This window comes from Acidimicrobiales bacterium, from assembly GCA_025455885.1.
Classification (GTDB): Bacteria; Actinomycetota; Acidimicrobiia; order Acidimicrobiales; family Acidimicrobilacustridaceae; genus Rhabdothermincola_A.
Map to the genome: position 1 here is coordinate 63,780 of JALOLR010000017.1, position 23,106 is coordinate 86,885.

Below are 23,106 nucleotides of genomic sequence, written 5' to 3' on the forward strand. Positions count from 1 at the left end.
GCATGGCGTCGGGAGAAGGGTCGCAGGCGACCGATCAGGCCTGCCTGAGCGTGGTCATGCCCTGCTACAACGAGCTGGCCACGGTGCGCGAGTGCGTGGCTGCGGTCCTGGCGAGTCCGTACACGGCGGAGCTGGTCATCGTCGACGACGGCTCGACGGACGGCACGCGCGACGTGCTGGCGGAGCTCGAGACCGGCGACCCCCGGATCCGGGTGCTGCTCCAGGCCCGCAACCAGGGCAAGGGGGCGGCGCTGCGTCGGGGCTTCGCCGAGGCCTCTGCACCGTTCGTGATCGTCCAGGACGCCGACCTCGAGTACGACCCCTCCGAGTACCCGGTGCTCATGGCCCCGTTGCTCGACGGGCGGGCCGACGTCGTGTTCGGGTCGCGGTTCGTCGGTGGTGACGCCCACCGCGTCCTCTACTTCTGGCACACCGTCGGCAACCGGTTCCTCACGGTGCTCTCGAACGCGTTCACCGACCTGAACCTCACGGACATGGAGACCTGCTACAAGGCGTTCCGGCGCGAGGTCCTGGAGTCCTTCGAGCTCCAGGAGGACCGCTTCGGCATCGAGCCCGAGCTCACCGCGAAGGTGGCCGCCGGGCGGTGGCGGCTCTACGAGGTGGGCATCTCCTACTCGGGTCGCACCTACGACGAGGGCAAGAAGATCGGCTGGCGCGACGGCATCCGTGCCGTGGTGTGCATCGTGCGGTACTCGCCCGTCGGACGCCGCGTCCGGCGGTCCTGAGCCGTCGGTCAGCGCCCGCCGAGGGCTGCGGCGAGGCGGGCCAGGCCGTCTCCTCGGTCCGTCGCGGGTCGCCATCCGGCGAGGTCTGGCGCCGTCGCCCACGGCGTGAACATCTCCTTCGGCCGGTACGGGAGGGCCCCGAAGTCGACCGGGGCCCGGCGCCCGACGACCTCGGCCACCTCCTCGGCGAGTGCCCGCAGGGTGACCGGGTCGTTCGACCGGACCGAGGCCTCCGACCACCCCGGGCCGGGCGCGTCGGCCGCGGCCACGAGGAGGGCGTCGACGACGTCGTCCACGTAGACCAGGTCGAGCAGCTGCTCGCCGGGGGAGAGCTCCACCGGGCGCTGTTCGAGGGCGCTCGTGACGAGCAGGGAGGTGATCCGCGACGCGGGCTCGCCGGGCCCGTAGCTGCTGAACAGCGTCAGGGCGGTGACGGGGACCCCGGCGCAGTCGGCGTGGTAGCGCAGGACGTCGGCACCGGCCTGCTTGGTGGCGGCGTACAGGCTGGTCGGTGCGTAGGCCGCTCCGTCGTGGTGCTGCCAGTACGAACCGGTGTAGACGACGTGACACCCCGCCACCGCGGCGGCGCCCTCTCCGACCAGCGCGGCGAGCGTCACGTTGCCCTCCACGAGCGCGACGACGTCCTCGGGGCGGTGGGAGGGCTGGAACCGGGTGGCGAGGTGGAAGCACACCTCCGGTCGGATCTCCGCGAACCGCTCCACCGCTTCGGAGCCGGTGCGCGGCCACGCGACGGTCGGGCAGGGTGCCTCCGCACCAGGGTCGCGGACGAACGCCACGACCTCCCATCCCTCGTCGACGAGTCGGCGGACGAGACGACCCGACACGAAGCCGGTCGCCGCGGTGACCACCGCCCGGCGGGGGGGCGTCACCACCGTCACGACCGCCAGGGGCGGGGATCGTCCACGGCGAACGCGGCGAGCCCCGGCAGCGACCGGTCGCGGTCGGAGACCGACGTCGGCGGCAGCGGCCAGCGGCAGCCGAAGGAGTCGTACCGCACGCCGCCGTCCGCCTCCGGGGCGTGGATCGAGGACACCAGGTACAGCATGACCGTGTCGTCGGTGAGGGCCTGGAACCCGTGCGCACAGCCCGGGGGGACCACCACCACGGTCGGCTCGGCCTCGTCGAGCTCGATCACGGCATGGCGACCGTGGGTCGGTGAACCGGCCCGCAGGTCGACCACCACGTCGGCGGCCCGTCCCTTCAGGCAGTGGACGGCCTTGTGGTGGTCGTGCGGAGGGAGCTGGAGGTGCATGCCTCGGACGACCCCCTTCGACGAGGTCGAGTAGTAGACCTCGTCCCACGCCACCCCGCCGGCGGCACCGCTGCCCGCCGAGTGGATCTTGACGAACCTCCCCCGGTCGTCGTCGGCGCGGAAGGCGCGGTCGACGGTGAGGCCGGGCACCTCGGCGGGGTCGACCACACCCTGGTTCATCGCGCCGGGCGTGGCAGCGCGACGCCCGACTCCGGGCCGACGAGCGCCGCTTCGAGGGTGGCGGCGACGAAGTCGAGCATGTCCTCGGTGAGCCCCGGCCACACCCCGAGCCAGAAGCTGCGCTCGCTCACGACGTCGGCGTTGGCGAGGGTCCCGGCCACCCGGTGGGGGATGTCGGCGTACGCCGGCTGGCGCAGGAGGTTGCTGCCGAACAGCAGGCGGGTGCCGATCCGAGCGGCCTCGAGCCGGGCGAGGACGTCGGCTCGGGTGACGGGGGCCTCGGGGCGGAGCGTCACTGCGAAGCCGAACCAGCTCGGCTCCGAGCGGGGCGTGGCTTCGGGCAGGACCAGGAGGTCCTCGAGGTGGGCGAGCCGCTCGCGCAGGTCGTTCCAGTTGCGGGTCCGGGCGGCCACGAAGCCGTCGAGCTTGTCGAGCTGGGAGAGGCCGACCGCGGCCTGCATGTCGGTGAGCTTCAGGTTGTACCCGATGTGGGAGTACACGTACTTGTGGTCGTAGCCGTGGGGCAGGTCGCCGAGCTGCCAGTCGAACCGGCGTCCGCAGGTGTTGTCGAGACCCGGCTCGCACCAGCAGTCCCGCCCCCAGTCCCGGAACGACTCGACCAGCTTCTTGAGCGGGCCCCGGTCGGTGAGGACGCAGCCGCCCTCGCCCATGGTGATGTGGTGGGCGGGGTAGAAGCTGACGGTGGCGAGGTCGCCGAAGGTGCCGGTGAGGCGTCCGTCGTAGCGCGACCCGAGCGCGTCGCAGTTGTCCTCGATCAACCACAGGTCGTGCTCGTCGGCGAGGGCGCCGACGCCACCGAGGTCGAAGGGGTTCCCCAGCGTGTGGGCCATCATGATCGCCCTCGTGCGGGGACCGACGGCGGCGCGGAGTTGGTCGGCCGGGGTGTCGTACGTCGCCAGGTCGATGTCGACGAACACCGGCACCAGACCGTTCTGCAGGATCGGGTTCACGGTCGTCGGGAACCCCACGGCGGCGGTCAGCACCTCGTCGCCCGGTTGCAGTCGGCGGTCGCCCAGGCTGGGCGACGTGAGCGCGCTGAGGGCGAGGAGGTTGGCGCTCGACCCGGAGTTGCAGAGCATGGCGTGGCGCAGCCCCACCCACTCGGCGAAGCGCTCCTCGAAGGCGGCGGCGAACCGGCCGGTGGTGAGCCAGAAGTCGAGGGCCGACTCGGTCAGCGAGACCATGTCGGCGGCGTCGAACACCTTGCCCGACACGGGGATCGGCGTGGTGCCCGGCGTGAACGCCTGCCGCGGGAACGCCTCGGCGTGGTACTCCCGCACGAGGGCGGCGATGCGGTCCCGGAGATCGTCGGCGGGCGCCATCAGCCGACCGCCGCGAAGTGGTCGCGGTACCACCCGACGGTCCGGGCCAGGCCGTCCTCCAGACCGGTGCGCGGCGCCCATCCGAGGACCTCGCGGGCCTTGGTGGCGTCGAGGTACTGGTCGCGGATCTCCCCGACGGCCTCGTCCAGGACGAGCGGCTCGACGTGGGCGCCGAACGCCGCGCAGGTGGCCTCGTAGATCTCGAGCACGGTGCGCGGCGCCTCGTCGCTGAAGTTGAAGGCCTCGCCGCGCAGGGCCGGGTCGGTGACGGCCTCGGCGAGCGTGAGGTAGGCGTCGACCACGTCGTCGACGTGCAGGTAGTCGCGCACGAACGTCCCGTCGCTGCGCAGGACCGGCTGCTCGTCGCGGCTGAGCGAGCGGAGGGTGCCGGGGACGATGCGGCTCCAGTTGAGGTCGCCGCCGCCGAAGATGTTCCCGCACCGGGCGATGGCCACGGGGAGGTCGTAGGTGAGGGCGTAGGACCGGCTCACCAGGTCGGCGCAGCTCTTCGAGGCCTCGTAGGGCGCGATCCCGTCGAGGGGCATGCCTTCGCGGTAGGGGAGGTCGGGGCTGGTCCCGTACGCCTTGTCGCTCGACGCCACGACGACCCGTTCGACGAGGTCGCGGTGGAGACGGCAGGACTCCAGCAGGTTCCAGGTCCCGGCGACGTTGGTGGCGAAGGTGGCGGCGGGCGAGCGGCGGGCGGCACCGACGATCGTCTGGGCGCCGAGGTGGACGACGGTGTCGGCTTCGAAGCCGACCACGGCCCGGTCCACGGCGTCGGCGTCGGCCAGGTCGCCGTTCATCACGCGGAGCCGGTCCACCGTCCCGCTCCGGTAGAGCTCGGACTGCGGGTCGGCGTCGAGGACGAGGGCGCCCACGTCGGCACCCTCGTCGAGGAGACGGCGGCACAGCCACGAACCGACCATCCCGGTGGCCCCCGTGACGAGGACCCGTCGCCCGGACCACCCGCCCGTCACGCCCACACCTTCCACGGTGCCGCCCCGGACGACCAGAGGTCGTTGAGCATCTGGAACTCCCGGTAGGTGTCCATCGGCTGCCAGAACCCGTCGTGGCGGTAGGCGTGGAGCTCTCCGGCGGCCGCCAGCGCGGCGAGCGGTTCCTGTTCGAGCACCGAGTCCTCGCCGATGTACGCGAACGCGCCCGGCTCGAACACGAAGAAGCCGGCGTTGACGTACCCGTCGCTCTGCGGCTTCTCGCGGAACCGCTCGACCCGCCCGTCGGCGTGGATGTCCATCACACCGAACCGGCTCGTGGGCCGCACGGTGGTGACGGTGGCCAGGCCGCCGTGGGCCCGGTGGAAGGCGAGGAGGGCGCCGAGGTCGACGTCGGCGAGGCCGTCGCCGTAGGTCACCAGGCAGCGTTCGTCCCCGAGGTGGCGCTCGACGCGCTTCACGCGGCCGCCGGTCTGGGTGGCCTGGCCCGTGTCGACGACGGTCACGGTCCAGTCGCTCTCGTCGTGCTCCCCGTGGTAGGTGATCTCGGCCTTCGAGCCGAGGTGGACGGTGAAGTCCTGGTTCTGCGCCTCGTAGTTGAGGAAGTAGTCCTTGATCACCTCGCCGCGGTAGCCGGTGCAGACCACGAACTCTTCGATCCCGCCGTGGCCCATGATCTTCATGAGGTGCCAGAGGATCGGCTTGCCGCCGATCTCGACCATCGGCTTGGGGCGGAACTCGGTCTCCTCCCGGAGCCGGGTGCCGAGACCGCCCGCGAGGATGACCGCCTTCACGAGCCGCCGATCCGGCCGAGGTCGCCGACGGCGGGGCGGACGGGGCCGGCGGTCGGGTTCGCGGTCATGACGGCTGGGAGTCTAGGGCTGGACCCTCCCCACCGGAGTCGACGCACGGGGGCGCCGCCCCGTGGTCTCAGAAGGTGACGATGCTCCCGGACCGGGAGCCGAGGTCGTCGTGCCCCAGCCAGGTGTCGTGGGGGTCGCCGGGAACCGAGGCCGGCGCGATCTGTTCCTCGGTCACCGGCTCCGGCCAGTCGGCGGGGTACGGCGGCGGCGGCAGGGCCGCCTGGCGGGCGGCCTCCCTGGCTTCCTTCTCCCGACGTCGCACCTCTCGTCGCGACACCCTGGTGGGTCGGGCTCCCTTCACCCGGACGCCCGACGCCGCGAGGGCGCAGTTCAGGCAGAACGGAGGCTGCGCCGCGCCGAAGGCGTAGAGCAGGCACTCCCCGCAGAACGGCTCGTCGCACTTCCGGCACCGGTCGATCGCCGACTCGAACTGGTGCCGGACACAGTTGGTGGCGAACGACGATGATTGGTTCGGGATCGTGGGCGAGGTCATCGGTGCAGCGTGTCCCCTGCGGTCGTGGTCCGGACCATCTCTCAACGGCCGATCCGGCTCCGTGCTTTACCCTTTGGTGACGAAGAGGGCCCAGGATGAGCCGCGCGACCTAGTGCGTGGCGACCCACGCCCCCAGCCGGATCGTTTCGAGTCGGAGACCGATGCCCTCACCCGTTCCCAACGTGCTCGCCGCCCGCTACGCCAGCGCGGAGATGGCCGGTCTGTGGTCGCCGGAGCACAAGGTCGTGCTCGAGCGGGAGCTCTGGCTGGCGGTGCTCGAGGCGCAGGCCGATCTCGGCCTCGCCGTCCCGGACGGCGTCGTCGAGGACTACCGGTCGGTGCTCCACGAGGTCGACCTCGACGCCATCGACGCCCGCGAGCGGGTCACCCGCCACGACGTGAAGGCCCGGATCGACGAGTTCTGCGCGCTCGCCGGCCACCAGCACATCCACAAGGGGATGACCTCGCGTGACCTGACCGAGAACGTCGAGCAGCTGCAGGTGCGGCGGGCGCTGCTCGTCGTCAGGGTGCGGATGGTCGCCGCGCTCGCCCGGTTGGCCGAGCGCGCCGCGGAGCAGTCCCTCGTGGTGATCACCGGTCGGACGCACAACGTCCCCGCCCAGGCGACCACCCTCGGCAAGCGCTTCGCCAGCACCGCCGAGGAGCTGTTGTGCGCCCTCGACCGTCTCGACGATCTCCTGGCGCGGTACCCGCTGCGGGGGATCAAGGGCCCGGTGGGCACCCAACAGGACATGCTCGACCTCTTCGACGGCGACCGCGAGCGCCTCGCCGCGCTCGAGGGCCGGGTGGCGTCCCACCTCGGGTTCGCCCGGCTCCTCACGAGCGTGGGGCAGGTCTACCCCCGGTCGCTCGACCTCGACGTGGTGGCGGCGCTGGTCCAGGCGGCGTCGGGACCCGCCAGCCTGGCCCTCACCGTCCGGCTCATGGCCGGTCAGGAGCTCGCCACCGAGGGCTTCCGGCCGGGCCAGGTCGGCTCCTCGGCGATGCCCCACAAGATGAACAGCCGGAGCTGTGAGCGCATCGGCGGCCTGCTCGTCGTGCTGCGCGGTCACCTGGCCATGGTCGCCTCCCTGGCCGGCGACCAGTGGAACGAGGGGGACGTGAGCTGCTCGGTGGTGCGGCGCGTGGCGCTGCCCGACGCGTTCCTCGCCGTCGACGGGCTGTTCGAGACGTTCCTGACCGTGCTCGACGACTTCGGCGCCTATCCGGCGGTCATCGAGCGCGAGCTCGACCGTTACCTGCCGTTCCTGGCCACGACGAAGGTCCTGATCGCGGCCGTCCGCCACGGCGTGGGCCGGGAGGAGGCCCACGAGGTCGTCAAGGAGCACGCCGTCGCCGCCGCGCTGCGGCTCCGGGAGGAGGCCCCCGAGGAGAACGATCTGCTCGCCCGGCTGGCCGGCGACCCCCGTCTCGGCCTCGACCCGAGCGAGTTGGCCGGCGTGCTGGCCGATCCGCTCGACTTCGTCGGCGCCGCGCCCGATCAGGTCCGGGCCGTGGTGGGGCGCATCGAGCGGATCGTGGCCGACGACCCGGTCGCCGCCGCCTACCGTCCCGGCGACATCCTCTAGTGCAGGCGGCTGCCCCGTGAGCGACTCCGAGCTGCGTCCCGTCTACTCGGGCAAGGTGCGCGACATCTACGCCGTCGGCGACGACCGGCTCCTCCTCGTCACCTCCGATCGCCTGTCGGCCTTCGACGTCGTGATGGACGAGCCGATCACCGACAAGGGCCGGGTGCTCACCGCGATGTCGGCCTTCTGGTTCGACCACCTCGGGGACGTGGCGGGCAACCACCTCCTGTCCACCGATCTCGACGACCTCCCCCCGGCGGCCCGGCGGCCCGAGTGGGCCGGTCGGGTGATGCTGTGCCGGCGCGCCGAGATGCTCCCGGTGGAGTGCATCGTCCGGGGGTACCTCACCGGTTCGGCGTGGAAGGAGTACGCCACCGCCGGCACGATGCACGGCGAGGCGCTGCCCGCCGGGCTGCGGGAGGCCAGCCGGCTCGACGCACCCACCTTCACGCCGTCGACGAAGGCCGACGAGGGCCACGACGTGAACATCTCCTTCGAGGCGGCCTGCGAGATCGTCGGGACCGAGCGCATGGAGGAGGCCCGTCGCATCTCCCTGGAGCTCTACTCCGAGGGGGCCGCGTGGGCCGCGGCGCGGGGGATCCTCATCGCCGACACGAAGTTCGAGCTCGGCGTGGTCGGCGGCGAGCTCGTGGTGGCCGACGAGGTCCTCACCCCCGACTCGTCGCGGTTCTGGCCCGCCGACGCATGGAGCCCCGGCACCACCCCCCCGTCGTTCGACAAGCAGCCGGTGCGTGACTTCCTCGACGGCCTCGACTGGGACAAGCGTCCGCCGCCGCCGCCGCTGCCCCCGGAGGTCGTGGCCGCCACGTCGCAGCGCTACGTCGCCGCCTACGAGATGATCACCGGGCAGCGCCTGTCGGACTGGCCGGGCTGAGCGGGTACGGTGCCGCTCATGGTCTTCTCGGTGCACGTCGAGGTCCGGTTGCGACCCGGGATCGCCGATCCGCAGGGCTCCACCGTCGAACGGGCCCTGCCCCACCTGGGCTTCGACGGTGTGAGCGGCGTGAGGGTCGGCAAGAGCATCCGCTTCGCGATCGAGGCCGCCGACGAGGACGCGGCTCGGGCCGAGGTCGACGACATCTGCGCCCGCTTCCTCACCAACCCGGTGATCGAGGACGCCGTCGTCGACGTTCGGCCCGAGGCCACCGCCGGAGCGTCGGCGTGAGTCGACGGGTCGGGGTGGTGCTGTTCCCCGGCTCGAACTGCGAGCAGGACATGGTGGAGGCCGTCGGGCTCGTCGGGGGCACCGCCGAGATCCTCTGGCACGGCGACGCCACGGTGAACGGTGTCGACGTGGTGGTCGTACCGGGCGGCTTCGCCCACGGCGACTACCTGCGCCCGGGGGCCATCGCCCGGTTCTCCCCGGTCATGGCGGCGGTCACCGAGATGGCTCGCGACGGCGGCCCGGTGGTCGGCGTGTGCAATGGCTTCCAGGTGCTGACCGAGGCCGGACTCCTGCCGGGTGCGCTGCAGAAGAACCGGGGCATGAAGTTCCTGTGCGACACCGTGGAGCTCCGTGTGGAGCGGACCGGAACGGCGTTGACGACCGGTGTCGAGCCCGGCTCGGTGCTGCGCATCCCGATCAACCACTTCGAGGGGAATTACACCTGTGATCCGGAGACGCTCGCCGAGTTGCGCGCCGAGGACCGGGTCGTCCTTCGCTATGTGGACAACCCGAACGGTTCGGTCGACGACATCGCCGGCATCTGCTCTCCGCAGGGCAACGTCGTCGGCCTGATGCCCCATCCCGAGCGGGCGACGAGTGCGTTGCTGGGCAGCGACGACGGGCTGGCGCTGCTCGCCTCGTTGGTGGCCTGAGGGTCAGCTCCCCCGGCCGATGCCGGCCGCCTTCAGGGCAGAGGCCGGAACGCCGAGCTCCCGCCAGGCGGTGTAGCTGATGCCCTTTCGCTCGCCGTAGGCCCGGGCGGCGTCCACGAAGCCGGCCTCGAGCGCCGAGAGGTCGACCGTCTCACCGGCCGAGGCCAGTTCGGCTTCGAGATCGAGGCGTTGCTGGACCAATTGCAGGCGCTTGAGGGGGTCGGCTTCGGGGATCTCCCGCTCGATCCTGTCGAGTTGCTTCTGCATCGATTCCGGCGTGCGCTTCCGGCCACGCTTCGGTTTGTGGGCGTCGAGCGCTTCGAGGTACGAGCGCACTGCCCGACCCTGGTTCCGGCCCTCGGCGAGGGCCGCCTTGTGCTCGTCGGACATCTGTCTGGTGCGCTTGGTTGCTGCCATGGGATCCCACTCAATCACACCGACGTGAGGGCGGGCAATCACCCGAATGGGATCGGACGAAACGGTCGTCCATTCTCGCAAATCTCGTCGGGTCCATTCGGGACTTCCGGGGGCCCGGTGAGCGGGTCATCGGGCGGCGGGTAGCGTCACCTCCATGGACGACGGCATCCATCGCGCCCTGGGCCTCACCGACGGCGAGCACGCCGAGATCGTGCGGATCATCGGACGGGCGCCCAACCACCTCGAGCTAGCGATGTACGCCGTCATGTGGTCCGAGCACTGCTCCTACAAGTCGTCCCGGATCCACCTGAAGCGACTCCCCACCGAGGCGCCGTGGGTTCTGGTGGGCCCGGGTGAGAACGCCGGCGTCGTCGACGTGGGCGACGGCATCGCCGCGGCCATCCGCATCGAGAGCCACAACCACCCCTCGGCCATCGAGCCCTACCAGGGTGCGGCCACCGGTGTGGGCGGCATCCTCCGGGACATCTTCACCATGGGCGCCCGCCCCATCGCCCTCATGGACCCGTTGCGCTTCGGTCCGCTCGACGACGCCCGGAGCCGCTGGATCGCCGAGGGCGTCGTGAGCGGCGTCTCGGGCTACGGCAACTCCGTCGGGGTCCCCACCGTCGGGGGTGAGACCGTGTTCGACGAGACCTATCGCGGCAACCCCCTCGTCAACGTGCTCTGCCTCGGGCTGTTGCCCACCGAGCGCCTCGTGCTCGGCCAGGCCACCGGGGTCGGCAACCTGGCCGTCCTGCTCGGCTCCACCACCGGTCGCGACGGGATCGGCGGGGTCAGCGTGCTGGCCTCGGCCGGTTTCTCGGACGAGGCCTCCGACGCCGAGAAGCGCCCGAGCGTCCAGGTCGGCGACCCGTACGAGGAGAAGCGGCTCATCGAGGCCTGCCTCGAGCTCCTCGACGCCCGCCTGGTGGTGGGCATCCAGGATCTCGGCGGGGCCGGCCTGTGCTGTGCCACCAGCGAGACGGCCAGCCGCGGGGGGATGGGGATGGACGTCGACGTCACCGCCGTCCCCCGACGCGAGGAGGGCATGGAGCCCTTCGAGGTGATGACCTCCGAGAGCCAGGAGCGGATGCTGGCCATCGTGGAACCCGAGGACCTCGACCGCGTCCTCGAGATCTGCCGCCGGTGGGAGGTCCGATCCACGGTGATCGGGCGGGTCACGCCCGGGCCGGCCACCGGTGACCCCGACGGGGGTCGCCTGCGCATCCTCGACGGGTTCGACGGCGAGGTGCTCGCCGACATCCCGGCGGCGTCGCTGCACGAGGACGCCCCCCTGTACGACCGTCCCTGCGCCAACCCGGCGGCCTTCGACGAGACGACCCGCATCTCGAGCATCGACGACGGGCCGATGCCCGAGAGCGTCGACCCCGGCGCCGAGCTGCTGGAGATGCTGGGCGACACGCGCTGGGTGTGGTCGCAGTACGACCACCAGCTCTTCCTCAACACGGTCGAGGGCCCAGGCGGCGACGCCGCCGTCCTCCGGTTGAAGCACCCGCTCACCGGCGAGGACACCGGTCGGGGGCTGGCGCTCACCACCGACGGCAACCACCGGTGGTGCGCCGTCGACCCGCGCCGGGGGACGGCCCTCACCGTCGCCGAGTCGGTCCTGAACCTGGCCTGCGTCGGTGCCCGTCCGCTCGCCGTCGTCAACTGCCTCAACTTCGGCAACCCCGAGCACCCCGAGGTCATGTGGCAGCTCTCCGAGGCGATCGACGGGATGGGCGAGGCCTGTCGGGCGTTCGACATCCCGGTGATCGGCGGGAACGTGAGCCTCTACAACGAGTCGCTCGGGTCCGACATCGACCCGACGCCGGTGGTCGGGCTGCTCGGGGTCGTCGACCGGCTCGATCGCCGTCCCCCGGGGGTCGGCCTCGTCGACGGAGGACGCCTCGTCCTGATCGGCGTCACCCAGCCCGAGCTGTCGGGTTCGCGCTGGGCCCGGGCCCGCGGCCGGCGAGGCGGCCGCCTCCCCGCCCTCGACGCCGAGCACCACCTCGCCGTGGCCGGGGTCGTCCGGACCCTCGTCGCCGGTGGGGTGCTGGCCGGGGCGCACGACGTGTCCGGTGGTGGTCTGGGACTTGCACTGGCCGAGATGGCCGTGCGCTCGAACCTCGGGGTGAACGTCGCCCGGGTGCCCGATGCGGCGTCGCTGTTCAGCGAGAGCCCGTCGCGGGTCGTGGTGTGCGTCCGTCCCGACGACGTCACGACCGTGCTCAACACCTGCGACCAGGCCGGCGTCCCGACGGCCCGGATCGGCATGGCCGGTGGCGACCGGATCATCGTGAAGGGCCTGCTCGACGTCGCCCTCGCCGACGCCCGGGCCTGCTGGGACGACCGTCTCCCCCAGGCTCTCGGGGCCGGCAACGTGCAGGCGTGACCCGTCCCCGGGAGATCGCTGGGTGCCCCGGTCGGGCCGCTACCCTGAGATCGTGAGCCCCGAGGGATCGAGCGGTCGACCATCCCCTCCGCCCGAGGAGCGGGTCGACGACGACACCCCGAAGGAGGCGTGCGGCGTCTTCGGCGTGTACGCCCCGGGCCAACCGGTCTCCCACCTCACCTACCTCGGCCTCTACGCCCTCCAGCACCGAGGCCAGGAGGCGGCGGGGATGGCGGTGAGCGACGGCGACACCATCACCGTCGTGAAGGACATGGGGCTGGTGTCGAACACCTTCGACGACCGCACCCTGGCCGCCCTGACCGGCCACCTCGCCATCGGCCACACCCGGTACTCCACCACCGGATCGAGCACCTGGCGCAACGCCCAGCCCGTGTACCGCGACATCGGCGACCACACCGTCGCGCTCGGGCACAACGGGAACCTGGTGAACACCGAGGAGCTGGCCGCCGACGCGGGCATGTTGCCCGGCACGGTCGCCAGTGACAGCGACCTGATGGCCGAGCTCCTGGCCGACGAGTTGGGCAAGCACCCCGAGTCGAGCTCCGACGGTCGGGCCCTCGAGCGGGCCCTGCTCGCCCTCGCCCCCCGTCTCAAGGGGGCGTTCTCGGTGGTGGCCATGGACGAGGGCCACGTCATCGGGCTGCGCGACCCCAGCGGGTTCCGGCCGTTGTGCCTCGGCAAGCTCGACCAGGGCTGGGTGCTCGCGTCGGAGAGCCCCGCCCTCGACGTGGTGGGCGCCCACCTCGTCCGTGAGCTCGAGCCGGGCGAGATGATCGTGATCGACGCCACCGGGTACCGCTCGGTGCGCGCCTTCCCCCCCGAGGCCGTCGACCCCCGTCTCTGCCTGTTCGAGTTCGTCTACTTCGCCCGGCCCGACTCCCGTCTCTACGGCCGCAGCGTCCACCAGGCCCGGGTGCACATGGGCGAGCAGCTCGCCGAGCAGGCGCCGATCGAGGCCGACCTCGTCATGGGCGTGCCGGAGTCCGGCATCCCCGCGGCCGAGGGGTTCGCCCGTCGCTCCGGCATCCCCTACGGGCAGGGTCTGGTCAAGAACCGCTACATCGGCCGCACCTTCATCGCCCCCAACCAGGCCATGCGGGCGCTGGGCGTGCGGATGAAGCTCAACCCACTTCGCGACAACATCGCCGGCAAGCGCCTCGTCGTGGTCGACGACTCGATCGTGCGGGGCACCACCACCCGGGCGATGGTCTCGATGCTGCGGGAGGCGGGGGCCGCCGAGGTGCACATGCGGATCTCGTCGCCGCCGTACAAGTGGCCCTGCTTCTACGGCATGGACACCGGGGCGCGGTCCGAGCTCCTGGCCGCCCACATGAGCGTCGACGAGATCCGCGAGTACCTCAACGTCGACTCGATCTCCTACCTCACCCTCGACCGGCTCGTGGCGGCCACCGGGGCCGTGGGGGCGGGTTTCTGCGACGCCTGCCTCACCGGCCACTACCCCGTCGAGGTGCCGGTGAACCTCACCAAGGGCGTGCTCGAGCTCCAGCCCGACGCACCCTCCGGGGTCCCCGAGTCGGCGTTCGAGGGCCTGCTGGCCGGGGAGGCCGCCCTGCCCACCAGCCAGGTCCGCGGCGAGGCATCACCGTCGCCGGTGAGCGATCCGGCCACGACGTCCGCCGACGGCGAGCACGGTGGCTGACCCCGCCGGCTCGACCGGGGAGACCTACGCCGCCGCCGGGGTGAGCATCGACGCGGGGGAGGAGGCGGTCGAGCGCATCAAGGAGAAGGTCCGCTCGACGTTCCGGCCCGAGGTCATCGGTGACATCGGCGGCTTCGGGGGGCTCTTCGCCCTCGACCTCGACCGCTACCGGCGCCCGGTGCTCGTCTCGTCCACCGACGGGGTCGGGACCAAGGCCCTCGTGGCCCAGGCCACCGGTCGGTTCACCACGATCGGCATCGACCTCGTGGCGATGTGCGTCGACGACCTCGTGTGCCAGGGTGCGGAGCCGCTCTTCTTCCTCGACTACATCGCCGTGGGCCGCCTCGACCCCGGGCACATCGAGCAGCTCGTGGAAGGGGTCGCCGAGGGCTGCCGCCAGGCCGGGTGCGCGTTGGTCGGGGGGGAGATGGCCGAGCATCCCGGGGCGATGGATGCCGGGGAGTTCGACCTCGTCGGCTTCGCGGTCGGCATCGCCGATCGCGACCGGCTCGTCACGGGCGCCCACGTGTCCCCCGGCGACGTCCTCCTCGGCCTCCCGTCGCCGAACCTGCGCTCCAACGGCTATTCCCTCGCCCGGCGGGTCCTTCTCGAGCGGGCCGGCCTCTCCCTCGACGGGCCCGCCTTCGAGGGCGCGGCCCACACCCTCGCCGACGAGCTCCTCGGCCCCTCCGTCATCTACGCGCCGTCGATCACCGCCCTGCTGGCGGCGGTCGACGTGCGGGCCGTGGCCCACGTCACCGGTGGTGGGCTCCCTGGCAACGTCTCGCGGGTGCTGCCCGGTGGCACCGACGCCGAGATCGAGCGCTCGAGCTGGGAGGTGCCTCGTATCTTCGGGGAGATCCAGCGCCTCGGCGGCGTGAGCGACGACGAGATGGCGAGGGTCTTCAACCTCGGCGTCGGCATGGTGGTCGTCGTCCCCGAGTCCGACGCCAACCGGGCGCTCGACCTCCTCCGGACCCAGGGCCACCGGGCCGCGGTGGTGGGGCGGATCGTGCCCGGGCACGGCGCGGCCCGGCTGGTCTGACGGTGGCCGACGCCGCCGCGGCGAAGCGGGCGCTCGTCGAGCACCTGTTGCGCCACTCCGTGCGCACCGGGGAGTTCACCCTCAAGTCGGGACGAACGAGCACCTGGTTCATCGACTCCAAGCAGACCGCCTGTCGACCCGACGGCCTCCTGTTGATGGCCGACGTCGCCCTCCCGCTCATCCCCTCGGACGTCGACGCCCTCGGGGGACTGACCGTCGGCGCCGATCCGGTGGCCTACGGCCTGGCCGCCGTCGGCGCCACGCGCGGCCGGTCGCTGAAGTCGTTCACGATCCGCAAGGAGGCCAAGGACCACGGGGTCGCGGGTCGCCTCGCCGGCCCGCTCGAACCCGGCGACCGGGTGGTGATCACCGAGGACACCGTCACGCGGGGGACCTCGTCGATCGACGCGCTGCGCGTCGCCCGTGAGCTGGGCGCCGTCCCCGTGATGATCCTGGTGCTCGTCGACCGGGGCGGCACCTGTGCGGCGATGGCGGCGGCCGAGGGTGTGGAGTTCCGCGCGCTCGTCACCGCGCCGGAACTCGGCTTCGACTACGAGGGCGCCTGAGCGTTCGGCGCGCGACGGGCTTCGCCCGCTCCCGGTCCGACCGGTAGCGTCGGGCTCCTTATGGCTGACACTCCCACTGCTGCGTTCTCCATCGTGCTCCGTGTCCGGTTCGCCAACGAACCGGGCGCCCTGGGACGCCTGGCGGCGGCGGTCGGGGCGGTCGGCGGGAACATCGTCGCCATCGGCGGCTTCGAGGCCCGCCGCTCCTTCCTCGAGGAGGACGTCGTCGTCGACTGCCGCAGCGAGGCCCACCAGGAGGAGGTCGTCGCCGCGGCCTCCCGCCTCGACGGGGTCGAGGTCCTGTCCTGGGAGGACCGCACGTTCGCACTCCACAAGGGCGGCAAGATCGAGGTGACGAGCAGCATCGTCGTGCGCGACACCGACGACCTCTCGATGGCCTACACCCCGGGGGTGGCCCGGGTCTGCAAGGCGGTCGAGGCCGACCCGCGCCTGGCCCACGAGTTGACGATCCGCAAGAACACCGTGGCCATCGTCAGCGACGGGACCGCGGTGCTCGGCCTCGGCGACATCGGCCCGCTCGGGGCGATGCCGGTGATGGAGGGCAAGGCGCTGTTGTTCAAGGAGTTCGCCGGCATCGACGGCTTCCCGCTGTGCATCGACACCTCGAGCGCCGACGAGATCGTCGAGACCGTCCAACGGGTGGCGCCGACGTTCGGGGGGATCAACCTCGAGGACATCGCCGCCCCGGTGTGCTTCGAGGTCGAGGAGCGGCTGAAGGAGCTGCTCGACATCCCCGTCTTCCACGACGACCAGCACGGCACCGCCGTGGTCGCGTTGGCGGCCCTCGAGAACTCCCTGAAGATCGTCGACAAGAAGATGGCCGACCTCCGGGTCGTGATCGCCGGGGTGGGCGCCGCCGGTGTGGCCATCTCCAAGATCCTGATGGAGGCCGGCGTCCCGTGGATCGTGGGCTGTGACCGCCAGGGCGCGGTCTACGAGGGCCGGGGCGGGCTCAACGTGGCCAAGGAGTGGTTCGCCGAGCACACCAACCCTGATCGGGTCAGGGGAAGCCTCACCGACGTCATGCCGGGCACCGACCTGTTCATCGGGGTCAGCGGGCCGGGGCTCATCACCGTCGCCGACGTCGAGGGCATGGCCAGCGATCCGATCGTGTTCGCGATGGCCAACCCCGATCCCGAGATCCGCCCCGAGGAGATCCGCCACGTCGGCGGCGTGATCGCCACGGGACGCAGCGACTTCCCCAACCAGATCAACAACGTCCTGTGCTTCCCCGGCATCTTCAGGGGCGCGCTCGACGCGGGTGCCACCACCATCACCGAGGGGATGAAGCTGGCGGCCGCGGGGGCCATCGCCCGGTGCGTCGCCCCGACGGACCTCGCCCCCGACTTCGTGATCCCGTCGGTCTTCGACCGCAACGTGGCCCCGATGGTCGCGGCGGCGGCCGCCGAGGCCGCGGTGCGCGACGGGGTCGTGCGGCGCTGATCGAGACCTCGTCCCGTCGGTCGGCGGCCGGATGGGTGCCCGGGTGCGGTGTGGCAGAGTGGGCGCCGCCCGGGCGGCGAGGGGCCGCCCATCTCCCAGGGGGAACTCCGTGCCCGTCGATCCTCAGGCCCAGGTGGTCCTCGACCTGCTCCGCGACGTCGGCTTCAGCTTCACCGGCAAGACGCCGGAGGAGCTGCGGGCGATGGCCGACAACCCGACGCCCACCACGATCGAGCTCCCCAGCGTCACCGACCGCGTGATCCCCGGTCCCGGCGGGGACCTCCCGATCCGTGTCTACCGCCCGAGCGACGAGTCCGGGTTGCCGGTCGTCGTCTTCTACCACGGCGGCGGCTGGGTGCTCGGCAACCTCGACTCCCACGACCACTTCGCCAGGGTCCTGGCCAGCAAGGCGGACTGCGTCGTCGTGGCCGTCGACTACCGACTGGCCCCCGAGGCCAAGTTCCCGGCTGCGGCCGACGACGCCGTCGCGGCGCTCGAGTGGGTGGTGGACAACGCCGCCGAGCTCGACGTCGACGGTGACCGCATCGCCGTCGCCGGCGACAGCGCGGGCGGCAACCTGGCCGCGGTCGTGGCCGTCCACGCCCGGGACAGTGACCGCATCGAGCTCGTCCAGCAGGTGCTCGTCTACCCGGTGACCGACGGCACCTGCGACCGCCCCTCCTGGCACGACAACGCCGAGGGCTACATGCTCACCAGCGAGGGCATGGAGTGGTTCCACGAGAACTACGCCAGCCACGACGACGATCGCACCGACCCCCGCTACTCGCCGATCTTCGCCGACCTCGACGGCGTGGCGCCCGCCGTGGTGGTCACCGCCGAGTACGACCCGTTGCGCGACCAGGGCCGGGCCTTCGCCGAGGCGCTCACCTCCGCCGGGGTCGAGGTCGAGTACCACGAGTTCGACGGCATGTTCCACGGGTTCTTCAGCATGGACGCCGGCATCGACCGCGCCGCCGAGGCGCAGGAACGGGTCGCCGCAGCGTTGCGGGCGGCGTTCGCCGTTCCCTGAACGGCGGACGGCCCGGGTGCCGGGACCTCAGTCAGGCCGCATGGACCTGATCAGTCCCCGGAGCCCCATGATCACCACGAGGCCGATGATCCATGCGATGCCGACGGCAGGAAGGAACTCGATCGGCGACGGGCACTGTGGAGGGAACGAATCGTCGACCCGTGTGACGAACGGGCCTTCGCACACGGGTTCGCCGTCGCTCGTCACCAGGCCCAGCACGGCGACGGCCAGGAACAGCGCCGTCCATGCCCCTTCGGCCCTGCGACCCCGCAACGACGTCATCGATCTCCTCCAGCCGTGCCCGGTCGGGGGGAGCGGTCGGCTCCCGCTCAGAGCGTACGAGGGTTCCGGGAGCGGTCCCGGAGCTGGTCGCGAGAACGCAGGAAACCCCTGCGGAGCAGGGGTTTCGCTGGTGGTCGGGACCGGCGTCGATCCGGTGACCTATCGCTTTTCAGGCGATCGCTCTGCCGACTGAGCTACCCGACCCAGTGCCGCCGTCCCGAGGGAGGCGGCAACTGGCGGTCCCGACGGGATTTGAACCCGCGACCTCCGGCTTGACAGGCCGGCGTGCACTCCAAACTGCACCACGGGACCACTGTTGCGACCTGCGCGAGCGCAGGTGGTGTTGCGTACCCCCAACGGGATTCGAACCCGTGTTACCGCCTTGAAAGGGCGGCGTCCTAGGCCACTGGACGATGGGGGCTCTCTGCCGTGAGGGCTGGGTCACCATAGCAGCCCCCCTGTGGGCCTCCGCCAGACCGACCCGGTGCGTCGAGGGCCTGTCCGCACCCGTCGGTACCGTGTCATCCGTGCGACCGACCAGCCCGCCGACGGGACCGCTTCGTCCCTCTCCGCCGCCGGCGGCGACGGAGGGCGGGTCTGCCCGACGCTCCCCGTGGCAGGTCGGGATCGGGATCACCCTCGTCGTCGTCGTGCTCCTCGCGGCGTCGGGCTGGGCGCTCGTCGCCACCGCCGGCACCGACGTCGTGGCCGCCCCGCCGTCCGACGTCGCCCCCGAGCCCGGCTCGGTGCCGGCCGGGCCGGACGCCTGGGACCCACGGGTCACCGCCCTGGCCGACTTCGTGGCCGACACCCGCGGCCGTCCCTTCCTGCGGCCCGTCCCGGTCCGGTTCCTCGCTGACGACGAGTTCGAGGCCGCCATCGGCGCGGTGGGCGGCGAGCCCACCGACGAGCAGGCCGCGTCGCTGGAGGTCTCCGACGCCCAGCTCCGCGCCCTCGGTCTCATCGGCCCGGACGTCGACCTCGCCGCCGAGGCCGACCAGCTCGTCGCCGAGGGCACGCTGGCCTACTACGACTCCGAGGCCGACGCCGTCACCATCAGGGGCGACGTGCTCGACCCGCTGACCGAGGTCAGCGTGGTGCACGAGCTCACCCATGCGTGGCAGGACCAGCACTTCGACCTCGACCGCCTCGACGGTGACGACGACGTCATCGCCGCGACCCTGCGCACGGTGGCCGAAGGTGACGCCACCTTCGTCGAGGACCGCTACGTCGCCGCCTTCGCCGACGCCGAGCGCGCCGAGTACGACCGCCTGCAGGGGGAGGTCGCGACAGAGGTCACCGGTGGTCTGGCCGGAGTGCCCGAGGTCCTCCAGGCGATCTTCGTGAGCCCCTACGTGGTCGGCCCCGGGCTCGTGCAGGTGCTCGATGCCGAGGGGGGCAACGCCACCGTCGACGAGGCGCTGGTCGATCCGCCGACGAGCGAGATGGAGACCCTCCAGCCCGAGCGCTACCTGGCCGCCGACGCGCCCGTCCCGGTGGAGGCGCCGACGCTCGCCCCCGGTCAGGAGTCGATCGACGTCGCTCCCTTCGGTGCGCTGTCGCTGCTGTTGACCTTCGCCCAGCGCCTCGAGGCGGTCCGTTCTCTCGAGGTGGTCGACGGGTGGGCCGGCGACAACGCCGTGACCTACACCGAGGGTGGGCGTCGGTGCGTGGCGGTGGCGGTGACCGGCGTGACCGGTGCCGAGACGGAGGCCTTCGCCGCCGCGTTCGACGACTGGGTGGCGGCCGGGCCGGCCGGCGCCGGCTCGGTCGATCGCCGCGGGGACAGTGCCGTGCTGCGCTCCTGCGAGGTCGACGAGGCGCCGGCTGCGACCGGCGAGGGCGCGCAGCTCGCCCTCCAGTACGTGGCACTGCGCCTCGACGTGTTCCGTCAGGTCCTCGAGCAACCTCGCACCACGCCCGAGCAAGCGGCCTGCTTCTCGGGGCGGATCACGGCCCAGGTCACCCCCGAGGAGCTCGTCGACGGATCGCTCGTCGACCCTGATGAGGCCCGACGCCGAGGGACCGAGGCCGCCATCGACTGCCTGAACTGAGCTCGTCGTCGAACCGAGCTCGGCGGAGGCGGTCCGAGCTCAGAGCGTGCTCGACAGGGCCTGCACGATCTCGTCGAGGAGGCCGCCGAGGAAGTGGTACACGACCCGAGTGGGGGTGCTGGGGTCGTCCGGGTCGAGTGCGCCGGGGTCGCTCTCGTCGACGTCGAGCAGGGTGCCGAGGACCAGGCGGACGGCGTTGACGGCGGTCATCCACCGTTCCAGACCGGCCCGGTCGAGCTCGCGGGCATCGGCGCCGTCGACGACGGCGCGCAGGTCGGCGAGCCGCTTCGTCCGCAGCTCGTCGTGCACCAGGTCGCGGTAGCCGGCCTCGAGGCCCGGGTCGTCGGGGTGGGCGACCGGGAAGAGCCGTCGGAACGCATCGACCCCCTCGTCCTCGTCGAGCGCCGTGGCGAGCTGGTCGCACACGTCGGCGAGGACCCGTCGTTCGGTGTCGTCGAGGCGCACCACGAAGCGGTCGGGACCGTCGGCGCGCACCTTGCGGCGCGAGAACGGGCCCACCCTCAGTCCTGCTGCATGGTGGCCCACAGGCCGTGCTCGTGGAGGCGGAACACGTCGAGCTCGGACTTCTCCCGGCTGCCCGAGGCGACGACGGCGCGACCCTTCTCGTGGACGTCGAGCATGAGCGACTCGGCCTTCTGGCGGCTGTAGCCGAACAGCTTCTGCAGGACGAAGGTGACGTAGCTCATGAGGTTGATGGGGTCGTTCCACACGATCACGACCCACGGCCGGTCGAGGTCGACCCATTCGCCGACGTCGGGCTCCTCGACCTCGGTCGGCACCGCGGTCGGTCCCGGAGCCATCAGCGGGGGAGGGACACGGACGGCCACGAGTCCGATCTTCCCCCATCGCGGGGCACCGGCGACACCCGTCAGGTCGCCGCGACGGGTGCACCCTCGTCGGCGGGCCGACGCCTCGCCGTCTCGGGCGCCGGCGCCACCTCCTGCGGATGAGCGGTCAGCCCCAGGTGGAACCGCAGCACGGCGACCCAGACGACGATGCTCCCGGCCACGTGGACGAGCACCAGCCACGGGGGGACGCCCGTGAAGTACTGCGTGTAGCCCACGACCCCCTGGAACACGATCGCCCCCACGAGGAACCTCGCGCGGCGGTCGACGCCGAGCGGGGCCCCCGAGCGGTGCAGCTCCCACAGGGCCCAGGTCGCCAGCCCGAGGAACACCCACATCATGATGCTGTGGATCCGGACGACCTCGGTGATCTCGAACGGAAGCCGCTCCACGGTCTCGTCGCCGCCGTGGGGGCCGGTGCCCGTCACGATCGTCCCCGACAGGATGACCACCGCTCCGGCGGCCACGAGCGCCCGTCCGAGCGTGCGGAGCCGGGGCGGCACCAGTGGGAGCCCGGGAGAGCCGTCGTGGCCGGCCCGCTCGTGGAGCACCACCGCGTTCCACATGAGGACCATCGAGAGCAGGAAGTGCCCGATCACGAACGGAGGGGCCAGGTGGAACAGCACGGTGAGGCCCCCGAGCACGATCTGGGCGAGCACGCCGGCGACGAGCCCCAGCGACCAGAGCGTGAGGTCCCGGCGCCTCGGCACCCGGACGAGGGAGCCGAGCACGGCGAGCATCACCGCCACGGAGACCAGACCGGTGATGAGCCGATTCACGAATTCGATCATGGCATTCACCTCGAGCGGGGCCACGAACTGGTCCTGCTCGCAGGTCGGCCAGTCGGAGCAACCGAGCCCCGACCCGGTGAGGCGGACCCCGGCACCCGTGACGATGATGAACGCCAACGCGAGCCCGGCGACGAGCGTGATGCGCCGGTAGGTGGACGGGGAGACGCGTGGCAACCGCACGGCGTCGATCGTAGGAGAGGCCCCGCGGGCCGCCCAATCAGGGGCGGTGCCCGTCGGTCGACCCTCCCACCCGTTCGTCCGCCGCGATTGTCGGCGCCTCGGGCCCTCCGCCTAGCATCGGCGGGCAATGAAGACCGTGGCGCGACCAGCGATCTCGACGCGGCTGCGGGGCTATGTGGCGCTCACCAAGCCCCGGATCATCGAGCTCCTCCTCATCACCACCGTGCCCACGATGGTCCTGGCCGAACAGGGGCTCCCGTCGTGGTGGCTCGTCGTCGCCACGGTGGTCGGCGGGACACTGGCCGCCGGCGGGGCCAACGCCATCAACATGTACGTCGACCGCGACATCGACGCCGTGATGAAGCGCACCCGCAACCGCCCCCTCGTCACCGGTGTGCTCACTCCCCGGGCGGCCCTCGTCTTCGCCATCGGCCTCGAGGTGGTGGCTTTCGCCTGGCTGTGGGGTTTCGTCAACCTCCTGAGCGCCGTGCTCGCCGTGGCCGCGTGCCTCTTCTACGTGTTCGTGTACACGCTCTGGCTCAAGCGGTCGTCCACCAGCAACATCGTCATCGGCGGCGCCGCCGGAGCCGCCCCGGTCCTCATCGGGTGGTCGGCCGTCACCGATTCGCTCGCGTGGCCGCCCGTGCTGCTGTTCGCCATCATCTTCTTCTGGACACCCCCGCACTTCTGGGCCCTCGCCATCCGCTACAAGGACGACTACGCCGCCGCCGACGTCCCCATGCTGCCGTCGGTCACCACCCTGCACGCCACCTCGGTGCGCATCCTCGTCTACACGGTGTGGCTCTGGTTCCTCACCCTGCTGTTCGTCCCCGTGGGCGGGATGGGTTGGATCTACGGCGTCGCGGCGACGGCGCTCGGTGCGGTCTTCACGCTGTTCTCCGTGCAGTTGCTGCGCACCGGGTCGACGGCGGTGGCCATGCGCCTCTTCACCTTCTCGATCACCTACGTGACACTCCTGTTCGGGTCGATGGCGCTCGACGAGCTCGTCCGGTCCGGGCTCTGAGCGCCGTTCGTGACCGTTTTCGATCG

General features: G+C 71.8%; 24 protein-coding genes and 3 tRNA genes. 13 read left to right on the forward strand and 14 right to left on the reverse strand.

Annotation, left to right across the window (positions count from 1 at the left end; translation table 11 throughout):
* Positions 1–2 precede the first annotated feature (2 nt).
* Positions 3–746: a glycosyltransferase family 2 protein gene (locus MUE36_13755; protein ID MCU0311997.1), complete on the forward strand. Its 744-nt coding sequence runs from the start codon at positions 3–5 to the stop codon at positions 744–746.
* A gap of 8 nt (positions 747–754) precedes the next feature.
* Here MUE36_13755 and MUE36_13760 read toward each other — a convergent pair whose 3' ends face one another.
* From MUE36_13760 to MUE36_13785, 6 genes are all read right to left on the reverse strand, one after another.
* Positions 755–1,639 (reverse strand): NAD(P)-dependent oxidoreductase, encoded by an 885-nt coding sequence (locus tag MUE36_13760; protein ID MCU0311998.1) that lies wholly within the window; start codon positions 1,637–1,639, stop codon positions 755–757.
* Positions 1,640–1,641: 2 nt separating this feature from the next.
* Positions 1,642–2,199, reverse strand: coding sequence for a dTDP-4-dehydrorhamnose 3,5-epimerase family protein (locus tag MUE36_13765; protein MCU0311999.1), 558 nt, complete (start codon positions 2,197–2,199; stop codon positions 1,642–1,644).
* Positions 2,196–3,542, reverse strand: coding sequence for a lipopolysaccharide biosynthesis protein RfbH (gene rfbH, locus MUE36_13770; GenBank protein ID MCU0312000.1), 1,347 nt, complete (start codon positions 3,540–3,542; stop codon positions 2,196–2,198). Before rfbH ends, MUE36_13765 begins: the two co-directional genes overlap by 4 nt.
* Complete coding sequence (locus MUE36_13775; protein MCU0312001.1) at positions 3,542–4,522, reverse strand: GDP-mannose 4,6-dehydratase; 981 nt, start codon at positions 4,520–4,522, stop codon at positions 3,542–3,544. Before MUE36_13775 ends, rfbH begins: the two co-directional genes overlap by 1 nt.
* The gene (rfbF, locus tag MUE36_13780) at positions 4,519–5,292 is read right to left on the reverse strand and encodes a glucose-1-phosphate cytidylyltransferase (GenBank protein ID MCU0312002.1); all 774 of its coding nucleotides are present in this window, start codon (positions 5,290–5,292) and stop codon (positions 4,519–4,521) included. The genes MUE36_13775 and rfbF overlap by 4 nt, the downstream gene beginning before the upstream one ends.
* Before the next feature lie 136 nt (positions 5,293–5,428).
* A complete protein-coding gene (locus tag MUE36_13785; GenBank protein MCU0312003.1) occupies positions 5,429–5,854 on the reverse strand; it encodes a hypothetical protein in 426 nt (141 codons plus the stop codon).
* A gap of 161 nt (positions 5,855–6,015) precedes the next feature.
* Between MUE36_13785 and purB the strand changes: the two genes are divergently transcribed.
* From purB to purQ, 4 genes are read left to right on the forward strand one after another with little or no spacing between them, the layout of a single operon-like run.
* The gene (gene purB / locus MUE36_13790) at positions 6,016–7,443 is read left to right on the forward strand and encodes an adenylosuccinate lyase (GenBank protein ID MCU0312004.1); all 1,428 of its coding nucleotides are present in this window, start codon (positions 6,016–6,018) and stop codon (positions 7,441–7,443) included.
* A 16-nt stretch (positions 7,444–7,459) separates the two neighbouring features.
* Entirely contained in the window at positions 7,460–8,338 is an 879-nt protein-coding gene (locus MUE36_13795) for a phosphoribosylaminoimidazolesuccinocarboxamide synthase (GenBank protein MCU0312005.1), read from the forward strand.
* Positions 8,339–8,356: 18 nt separating this feature from the next.
* Positions 8,357–8,629 (forward strand): phosphoribosylformylglycinamidine synthase subunit PurS, encoded by a 273-nt coding sequence (purS, locus tag MUE36_13800; GenBank protein ID MCU0312006.1) that lies wholly within the window; start codon positions 8,357–8,359, stop codon positions 8,627–8,629.
* Entirely contained in the window at positions 8,626–9,282 is a 657-nt protein-coding gene (gene purQ / locus MUE36_13805) for a phosphoribosylformylglycinamidine synthase subunit PurQ (GenBank protein MCU0312007.1), read from the forward strand. The genes purS and purQ overlap by 4 nt, the downstream gene beginning before the upstream one ends.
* A gap of 3 nt (positions 9,283–9,285) precedes the next feature.
* On the opposite strand, the gene MUE36_13810 is transcribed toward purQ, so the two are convergent.
* On the reverse strand, positions 9,286–9,699 hold the full coding sequence (locus MUE36_13810) for a hypothetical protein (GenBank protein MCU0312008.1): 414 nt from the start codon (positions 9,697–9,699) through the stop codon (positions 9,286–9,288).
* Positions 9,700–9,853: 154 nt separating this feature from the next.
* On the opposite strand from MUE36_13810, the gene purL reads away from it, so the two are divergent.
* The 6 genes from purL (at position 9,854) to MUE36_13840 (ending at position 17,883) form a co-directional block, all read left to right on the forward strand.
* Complete coding sequence (gene purL / locus MUE36_13815; GenBank protein ID MCU0312009.1) at positions 9,854–12,097, forward strand: phosphoribosylformylglycinamidine synthase subunit PurL; 2,244 nt, start codon at positions 9,854–9,856, stop codon at positions 12,095–12,097.
* A gap of 52 nt (positions 12,098–12,149) precedes the next feature.
* Positions 12,150–13,778 carry an amidophosphoribosyltransferase gene (gene purF, locus MUE36_13820; protein ID MCU0312010.1) on the forward strand — a complete coding sequence of 543 codons (1,629 nt, stop codon included), beginning with the start codon at positions 12,150–12,152 and terminating at the stop codon, positions 13,776–13,778.
* Positions 13,771–14,823, forward strand: a complete 1,053-nt coding sequence (gene purM / locus MUE36_13825; GenBank protein MCU0312011.1) for a phosphoribosylformylglycinamidine cyclo-ligase — start codon at positions 13,771–13,773, stop codon at positions 14,821–14,823. The genes purF and purM overlap by 8 nt, the downstream gene beginning before the upstream one ends.
* A gap of 2 nt (positions 14,824–14,825) precedes the next feature.
* The gene (gene pyrE / locus MUE36_13830) at positions 14,826–15,389 is read left to right on the forward strand and encodes an orotate phosphoribosyltransferase (protein MCU0312012.1); all 564 of its coding nucleotides are present in this window, start codon (positions 14,826–14,828) and stop codon (positions 15,387–15,389) included.
* Between the two features lie 60 nt (positions 15,390–15,449).
* Positions 15,450–16,853, forward strand: a complete 1,404-nt coding sequence (locus MUE36_13835) for an NAD-dependent malic enzyme (protein ID MCU0312013.1) — start codon at positions 15,450–15,452, stop codon at positions 16,851–16,853.
* Between the two features lie 109 nt (positions 16,854–16,962).
* Positions 16,963–17,883: an alpha/beta hydrolase gene (locus MUE36_13840; protein ID MCU0312014.1), complete on the forward strand. Its 921-nt coding sequence runs from the start codon at positions 16,963–16,965 to the stop codon at positions 17,881–17,883.
* Between the two features lie 27 nt (positions 17,884–17,910).
* On the opposite strand, the gene MUE36_13845 is transcribed toward MUE36_13840, so the two are convergent.
* From MUE36_13845 to MUE36_13860, 4 genes are all read right to left on the reverse strand, one after another.
* Positions 17,911–18,165: a hypothetical protein gene (locus tag MUE36_13845; protein ID MCU0312015.1), complete on the reverse strand. Its 255-nt coding sequence runs from the start codon at positions 18,163–18,165 to the stop codon at positions 17,911–17,913.
* Between the two features lie 128 nt (positions 18,166–18,293).
* Positions 18,294–18,369: transfer RNA gene (locus MUE36_13850), tRNA-Phe, on the reverse strand.
* A gap of 30 nt (positions 18,370–18,399) precedes the next feature.
* Positions 18,400–18,477, reverse strand: a tRNA-Asp gene (locus MUE36_13855).
* Between the two features lie 36 nt (positions 18,478–18,513).
* Positions 18,514–18,586: transfer RNA gene (locus MUE36_13860), tRNA-Glu, on the reverse strand.
* A 106-nt stretch (positions 18,587–18,692) separates the two neighbouring features.
* On the opposite strand from MUE36_13860, the gene MUE36_13865 reads away from it, so the two are divergent.
* Entirely contained in the window at positions 18,693–20,219 is a 1,527-nt protein-coding gene (locus tag MUE36_13865; protein MCU0312016.1) for a hypothetical protein, read from the forward strand.
* A gap of 39 nt (positions 20,220–20,258) precedes the next feature.
* Here the strand turns inward: MUE36_13865 and MUE36_13870 are convergent, their stop codons facing one another.
* From MUE36_13870 to MUE36_13880, 3 genes are read right to left on the reverse strand one after another with little or no spacing between them, the layout of a single operon-like run.
* Positions 20,259–20,738 carry a DUF2017 domain-containing protein gene (locus tag MUE36_13870; GenBank protein MCU0312017.1) on the reverse strand — a complete coding sequence of 160 codons (480 nt, stop codon included), beginning with the start codon at positions 20,736–20,738 and terminating at the stop codon, positions 20,259–20,261.
* A gap of 2 nt (positions 20,739–20,740) precedes the next feature.
* Positions 20,741–21,067 carry an ATP-dependent Clp protease adapter ClpS gene (gene clpS, locus MUE36_13875; GenBank protein MCU0312018.1) on the reverse strand — a complete coding sequence of 109 codons (327 nt, stop codon included), beginning with the start codon at positions 21,065–21,067 and terminating at the stop codon, positions 20,741–20,743.
* Between the two features lie 41 nt (positions 21,068–21,108).
* Positions 21,109–22,056: a COX15/CtaA family protein gene (locus MUE36_13880; protein MCU0312019.1), complete on the reverse strand. Its 948-nt coding sequence runs from the start codon at positions 22,054–22,056 to the stop codon at positions 21,109–21,111.
* Positions 22,057–22,183: 127 nt separating this feature from the next.
* Here MUE36_13880 and MUE36_13885 point away from each other — a divergent pair, with 127 nt between their 5' ends.
* Positions 22,184–23,080, forward strand: a complete 897-nt coding sequence (locus tag MUE36_13885) for a heme o synthase (protein MCU0312020.1) — start codon at positions 22,184–22,186, stop codon at positions 23,078–23,080.
* Positions 23,081–23,106 lie beyond the last annotated feature (26 nt).

Excerpts from the sequence above, each read along its gene's own strand:
- MUE36_13755 (MCU0311997.1), top strand. The coding sequence starts at position 3 with ATGGCGTCGGGAGAAGGGTCGCAGGCGACCGATCAGGCCTGCCTGAGC.
- MUE36_13765 (MCU0311999.1), bottom strand. The coding sequence starts at position 2,199 with ATGAACCAGGGTGTGGTCGACCCCGCCGAGGTGCCCGGCCTCACCGTC.
- rfbH (MCU0312000.1), bottom strand. The coding sequence starts at position 3,542 with ATGGCGCCCGCCGACGATCTCCGGGACCGCATCGCCGCCCTCGTGCGG.
- MUE36_13785 (MCU0312003.1), bottom strand. The coding sequence starts at position 5,854 with ATGACCTCGCCCACGATCCCGAACCAATCATCGTCGTTCGCCACCAAC.
- purB (MCU0312004.1), top strand. The coding sequence starts at position 6,016 with ATGCCCTCACCCGTTCCCAACGTGCTCGCCGCCCGCTACGCCAGCGCG.
- purS (MCU0312006.1), top strand. The coding sequence starts at position 8,357 with ATGGTCTTCTCGGTGCACGTCGAGGTCCGGTTGCGACCCGGGATCGCC.
- MUE36_13810 (MCU0312008.1), bottom strand. The coding sequence starts at position 9,699 with ATGGCAGCAACCAAGCGCACCAGACAGATGTCCGACGAGCACAAGGCG.
- purL (MCU0312009.1), top strand. The coding sequence starts at position 9,854 with ATGGACGACGGCATCCATCGCGCCCTGGGCCTCACCGACGGCGAGCAC.
- MUE36_13835 (MCU0312013.1), top strand. The coding sequence starts at position 15,450 with ATGGCTGACACTCCCACTGCTGCGTTCTCCATCGTGCTCCGTGTCCGG.
- MUE36_13845 (MCU0312015.1), bottom strand. The coding sequence starts at position 18,165 with ATGACGTCGTTGCGGGGTCGCAGGGCCGAAGGGGCATGGACGGCGCTG.
- MUE36_13885 (MCU0312020.1), top strand. The coding sequence starts at position 22,184 with ATGAAGACCGTGGCGCGACCAGCGATCTCGACGCGGCTGCGGGGCTAT.